The following is a 5,666-nucleotide window of genomic DNA, read 5'->3' on the forward strand; positions in this document are numbered from 1 at the left end:
AATGCCATCGCCGCCGTCGTTATAATCTTCGGTTTTGACGACGCTGACCGCCGGGTTTGCGGTGAGGGTTGTCACGGTAAGGTCGTCGCCTTCACCGTCCCCTTCTGTATCTGTATTTGTATCGTCATCCGGGTCGTCCGAGATATCTGTAACAGTGGCGGTTCCACGTGTGATCTGGGCGGTTGCGGTGTTGCGTACGCCACCAGCGAGGATGTCATCCTGAGTGATCACATAGGAGGCAGTGAAGGTGGCGGTGCTTCCGCCTTTTAACAGGCTTGCGGTGGAACCATTTGTCGCTGAAGAAAATGTCGGTGCGGAGGTCAATGATAAGGCGGTGCCATCTACACGTTCGAAAGTATCACTGATAATGGCTAGGTTGGTGAAATCCGCGTCTGTGGGGTTGGAGACAACGATATCGTAATTAATGGTGTCACCCGCGTCGGTTACACCATTTCCATTGGTGTCATCGATTGTGTCTGTTTTGGATGTTTCAATAACGGGGACGACAAAAACAGGATTGAGGTTGCCGTTGTTGTTGGGCTGTGTGTCTGTCTGGTTGATAACCAAAGCGCCGGGGGCAAGCGGATCAGTTATTGTCCCGGAGGTATCGGCATCAACGGTGAAGTGCAGGCGGAGGCTGGCAGTATCGCCGCGCTGTAAACCGCCAATTTCCCAGAGACCCGTCGTATTGTTGTAGCTGCCCTGTGATGGGGATGCGGAGGTGAAAGTAACACCCGCTGGCAGTAGTTCTGTCAATTTCAGACCAAGCGCAGATGATTGCCCTGGTGCGCCGATGTTTTCAATAACAATGTCGTAATATCCGGCCTCGCCAGGAAGCATAACCGGGGCTGACACAGTTTTTTCCATGGTCAGATCGATTTCAGATCGCAGGGAAAAGCTGAAGGCTTCTAGCCTGCCACCATCGTTGGCATGGAAACGTACAGATGTTGTTCCCTGGGGAACGGTAGCAAACCATTCAAGGCAACGATTTTTGATTGCACCGTTACTCAAGTTACAACTGCTGACACTGTCACCCTTTGAACGCTGTTCGAACCTAGTGTAGCCAGGGTTCAGGACAATGGAGGAATTTCTAAGTTCATTATCCGGGTTTACGACGGTTCCTGCACCGGCTGCACTGTCCCAAAACAATTCGTAAGAGTTGAATTTGGACGCAACGGAGCCATAAGGTTGGTATTGTGAGTTGCCGTTCACCGTTAGGGCATAGGTGAACCCGGCAACTCCTGTTGCTTGGGCTTCGAAGACGGCCCTGAGATCCCAGCTGCTACTGCCTGGTCCTGTGCGGTCAAAACGATAACTGATCCCGTTCGGGATAAATATAGGTGGTGAGATGGACGTATGTTGTGAATTGGGAAGTGGCGTAAAAGACCAAGTCCCGTCACCGACACTGTCGCCGTCAATGTCGAATGTACCGGAAGCGACCCCCCCGCTGGCAGAACCTGAAAAAACGATGCCCTGGGCGTGAGACGGAGTGGAAAACGCAAGCGCGATGAGGAAAATGAATGCGGACAACCGCATTGTAATTACACTAGCCATAAAGCCATACCTTGTACCATAACACTTTTAAGGCGTTTTCCTGCCTGTGCAGGACGAATATTAGGTATTTTCTGACCGAACAATCAGAAAATTCATATTTAGTTAAGTTTTCAAAGAGTTGAGAAGAAAGGTAACACGTTGCGAAATGGATGAAAGAAGGGGCGGTGGGTGTTTCCACGAGGCCGCCCCTGTTCGTAAGTTATTTGTTTTTATAGGTTTTATAAAGCTTACGTGCTGTTCGGGCGGATGCGGGCTGCGGATTTGTCGGCGAATGCTGCGAGGCGTTCGCGCGCGGCGGGTTGCGTATTAACAACACCTGCAACCACAGCTTCGGCATAGGCGGCATCCATGGCAGACATGTTTTGCATATGGCTGACGGCGGAACAGATGGCGAAATTGGAGAGGGGCAGATTTTCTGCGGCGCGGCGGGCCAGTTCCAGAGCTTTGTCAAAACTTGAGCCTTCGACAATGTATTGCGCAAGGCCCAGATCCACGGCTTCTTGGCCCTGATAGACACGACCGGTCAGCATCATGTCGATCATCCGTGATTTGCCGACCAGATCGGTGACCCGGATCGTTGCGCCGCCCCCTGTAAATAAACCGCGCTGACCTTCGGGTAGGGCGAAATAAGTGCTGTGATCCATCACGCGGATATGTGCGGAACTGGCCAGTTCTAGGCCACCCCCCACCACGGCACCCTGCAGGGCGGCAATGACCGGAACGCCGCCATATTCCATTTTGTTAAAGGCTTCGTGCCAGCGCAGACATACATGCATGAAGTCTGCCGGGCTGCGGTCTTCGTTGTGGTGTTCGACCAGATCCAGACCCGCGCAGAAATGGGCGCCTTCACCCGCAAGAACCACGGCGCGCACACCGGCGCGCGGCGCGGTTGAAAAGAAATCAACAAGTTCTTCGATCGTGTCGATGTCCAGCGCGTTGCGTTTTGTTGGGCGGTTCAGTTTGACAACCCAGACCTCGCCGTCGTGGTGGGTCAGGTCAAGATTCTGAAAACGTGAGGGATCGATAACAGGTTTCATTTCTTTCGTCCTTTCAAAGACATATCAGTTTTACAGCGTGGCGTTCAGCAAGCTGTCTGCACCGTGAATGATACGATCGCGCAGGGTCGCGGTTTCGTTCAGAACATGGTGCGCATAAAAGTTGGCGGTTTCGATTTTGCGTTGCATAAATTCGGTGTCTTCGCCGGTTTCCAATGCATCGGTGGCGATAAGGGCGGATCGTGCCAATTGCCAGCCCGCGCATAAACTGCCGGTCAGCATGAGATAAGGCACACCCGCACCAAAGGCAGCATTCGGATTGGCCGGGGCGGTGGCCAGCATGTAATCAACGGTGGCTAGGAAATCTTCACGAGCACGGCCAAGGCGGGCGGCAATGGCCCGGGTCGTATCTGATTTTTCCTGCAGTGCCTGTTCTGTTTCTACAATCATTTCAGCCAGTTCACGTGCGGTTTCACCACCATCACGCAGGGTTTTGCGCCCGATCAAATCATTGGCTTGAATGGCGGTGGTGCCTTCATAAATCGGGAGAATACGGGCGTCCCGGTAATGTTGGGCGGCACCAGTTTCTTCGATAAAACCCATGCCGCCGTGCACCTGAACACCGTTTGAAGCAGTTTCAACGGCGGTTTCTGTGCAGAAACCTTTGACCAGCGGCGTCATGAATTCTGAAATCCGTGTGGCACGCGCGCGGGCATTGGCGGTGGGGGCGAGATGCGCCAAATCCTGCCAGCCGGCGGTGAATGTGGCCATTGCGCGCCCACCTTCTGTCACCGCACGCATCCGCATCAGAAGCCTGCGAACATCGGGATGGTTGATAATGGTGACCGCGTCACGAGATGTGCCGTCTACTGGACGGCTTTGCACGCGTTCTTGTGCGAAGGCAAGCGCCTGCTGGTGGGCCCGTTCACCAATGGCAACCCCTTGTAAACCCACAGCATATCTTGCAGCATTCATCATTCTGAACATATAGTTCAATCCAGCATTTTCTTCACCGATCAGAAAGCCTTTTGCGTTGGAAAATTCGAGAACGGTCGTAGGGCTGGCCTTGATGCCCAGCTTGTGTTCGATGCTTTGACAGGTGATGTCGTTGCGGGTGCCGGGCGTGCCATCGGGGTTCACCAGATATTTGGGCACCAGAAACAGGCTGATACCTTTGACGCCAGCGGGCGCATCCGGGGTGCGGGCCAGTACCAAATGTATGGTATTTTCGGCCATGTCATGTTCACCATAGGTGATGAAAATCTTGGTGCCAGAAATGTGATAGCTGCCGTCATCTGCACGTTCGGCACGGCTGCGCAAAAGCGCAAGATCACTGCCCGCCTGGGGTTCGGTCAGGTTCATCGTGCCTGTCCATTTCCCGGTAATCAGATTGGCAAGATAGGTGTTTTTGATCTCATCTGTTCCGGCTGTCAGCAAAGCTTCGACGGCGCCATCTGTCAAAAGCGGACAGAGAGCAAAGCTCATGTTGGCGGCGTTCAGAATTTCGGTGGCAGCGGCCCCGACGGAACGTGGCAGGCCCTGTCCACCGAATTCGGTCGGGTGGGGCAGGCTTTGCCACTGCATTTCAACGAATTTCTGATAGGCTTCATGAAACCCGTCGGCCATGGTCACGCGGCCCTTTTCACAGGTTGATGGGTTGTGATCCCCGGAGGCGTTCAGAGGCGCGATTTCTTCAGCGCAGAAACGACCGAATTCCGTCAGAACTGCCGCGATATCTTCCATTTCCACATCCGCATATTCCGGCAGGGTATGCAGCTCTTCCAGCCCGGAAAGATGTTCGATGTTAAACAGCATGTCTTTTGTTGGGGCTTCGAATGTCATGGGTTCGCCTTCCTGCGGAACTATCAGTTAATGCCATATATTTGGCCGATCTATGGGTTACTATCTCGAATATGGACGAAAAATTTGCATAAAGTGACAATTGGTGCAAAATACAAGGATGAAAAATCCCGATGTGGCCACGCAGATACGGCCAACCGTTTCACGTGCATTTCTTGAAGACTGGCTGGCTGTGCTGCGCTGGCATTGCTCAGCTGTGCAATTTGCAGAGTTGATGGAAGGGGCGGGGTTGTCGTCTGGGGCATCGCCACGTGGGCGGGTTACACATGATCAGATCGTACGTCTGTATCAACTGGCCGCGGTGGAAATGGGCGATGAGATGACCGGATTATGGAGCCGCCCGATCCGTCCGGGGGCTTTGAAGCATCTGTGCACATCCATGCGTGGGGCGTCTTCTTTGTCTGCGGCGCTGTTTCGATTTACGTCGTTCTGGAACCTGCTTTTGGATGATTATAGCCTGCGTCTTGATGGTGATGATGAGGTTTTCAGCGTGGTGTTGGTGCCGCGCAACCCAGATGAACCACAGCGTTTTGGCCATATGTTGTTGTTGAAACTTGCACATGGCATTCTGTCTTGGTTTGCCGGGCGGGAGCTGCCCTTGCTGCGCGTCGATTTCGCATTTGATCGCCCTGATTTTGCGGAAGATTACCCGGTGTTGTTTCCGGCGACCGTGCGGTTTGGCCAGACGTGTTCTGCGATTTCTTTCGCACAGTTGTCAGCGGCCCCCGGTCTGGCACGCAGTGACGCAGAGATGCAGGAATTTCTGCAACGTGCCCCCCGCGATTGGATCTTTACCGAACAACGCGAACATGCCCTGCCGTTGCGCATACGGGAATTGTTGTTGTCATCAGATCAGTTGCAATACGGTTTGCAGGACGCCGCGCGAGACTTGAATATGACGTCACGCACGTTAATCCGCAGGTTGAATTCAGAAAATACATCATTTCAGGAAATCAAAGACGGATTGCGGCGGGATTTTGCGATCCGGGATCTCAATGGGCGTGATAAATCAATCGAGGCAATTGCCCAAGATTTAGGGTTTTCCTCGGCGGCGAATTTCCACCGGGCCTTTAAGCGCTGGACAGATCTGACGCCGGGAAATTTCCGTAAATTTCCGACTGGGTAAAGCGAGATTTACAATGCAATTTTATACACGCCATATAATTGCCAAAGTAAAAGATTTGTTTTGACACAAATTAGTGGAGTTATGACTGAATCTGGTGTTTTGGCAGTTTGAAGGTTGGCGGCGTATCTGGT

4 protein-coding genes are annotated in these 5,666 nt (G+C 53.0%); 1 reads left to right on the forward strand and 3 read right to left on the reverse strand.

Features of this window, described 5'->3' with window-relative positions:
• The 3 genes from ACPGUT_RS15670 to ACPGUT_RS15680 all read right to left on the reverse strand — a co-directional run.
• The coding region (locus ACPGUT_RS15670; RefSeq protein ID WP_423992991.1) for a DUF11 domain-containing protein at positions 1-1,554 on the reverse strand (1,554 nt) is incomplete at its 3' end.
• A gap of 227 nt (positions 1,555-1,781) precedes the next feature.
• On the reverse strand, positions 1,782-2,591 hold the full coding sequence (locus ACPGUT_RS15675; protein WP_423992993.1) for a crotonase/enoyl-CoA hydratase family protein: 810 nt from the start codon (positions 2,589-2,591) through the stop codon (positions 1,782-1,784).
• 30 nt (positions 2,592-2,621) lie between these two features.
• Entirely contained in the window at positions 2,622-4,391 is a 1,770-nt protein-coding gene (locus ACPGUT_RS15680) for an acyl-CoA dehydrogenase (protein WP_423992995.1), read from the reverse strand.
• A gap of 118 nt (positions 4,392-4,509) precedes the next feature.
• Between ACPGUT_RS15680 and ACPGUT_RS15685 the strand changes: the two genes are divergently transcribed.
• On the forward strand, positions 4,510-5,535 hold the full coding sequence (locus ACPGUT_RS15685) for an AraC family transcriptional regulator ligand-binding domain-containing protein (RefSeq protein WP_423992997.1): 1,026 nt from the start codon (positions 4,510-4,512) through the stop codon (positions 5,533-5,535).
• Positions 5,536-5,666: the final 131 nt, after the last annotated feature.

It is taken from the genome of Halocynthiibacter sp., from assembly GCF_049608145.1.
Lineage (GTDB): Bacteria > Pseudomonadota > Alphaproteobacteria > Rhodobacterales > Rhodobacteraceae > Halocynthiibacter.

Coding starts and splice junctions, on each gene's coding strand:
- ACPGUT_RS15685 (WP_423992997.1), top strand. CDS start 4,510: ATGAAAAATCCCGATGTGGCCACGCAGATACGGCCAACCGTTTCACGT.
- ACPGUT_RS15675 (WP_423992993.1), bottom strand. CDS start 2,591: ATGAAACCTGTTATCGATCCCTCACGTTTTCAGAATCTTGACCTGACC.
- ACPGUT_RS15680 (WP_423992995.1), bottom strand. CDS start 4,391: ATGACATTCGAAGCCCCAACAAAAGACATGCTGTTTAACATCGAACAT.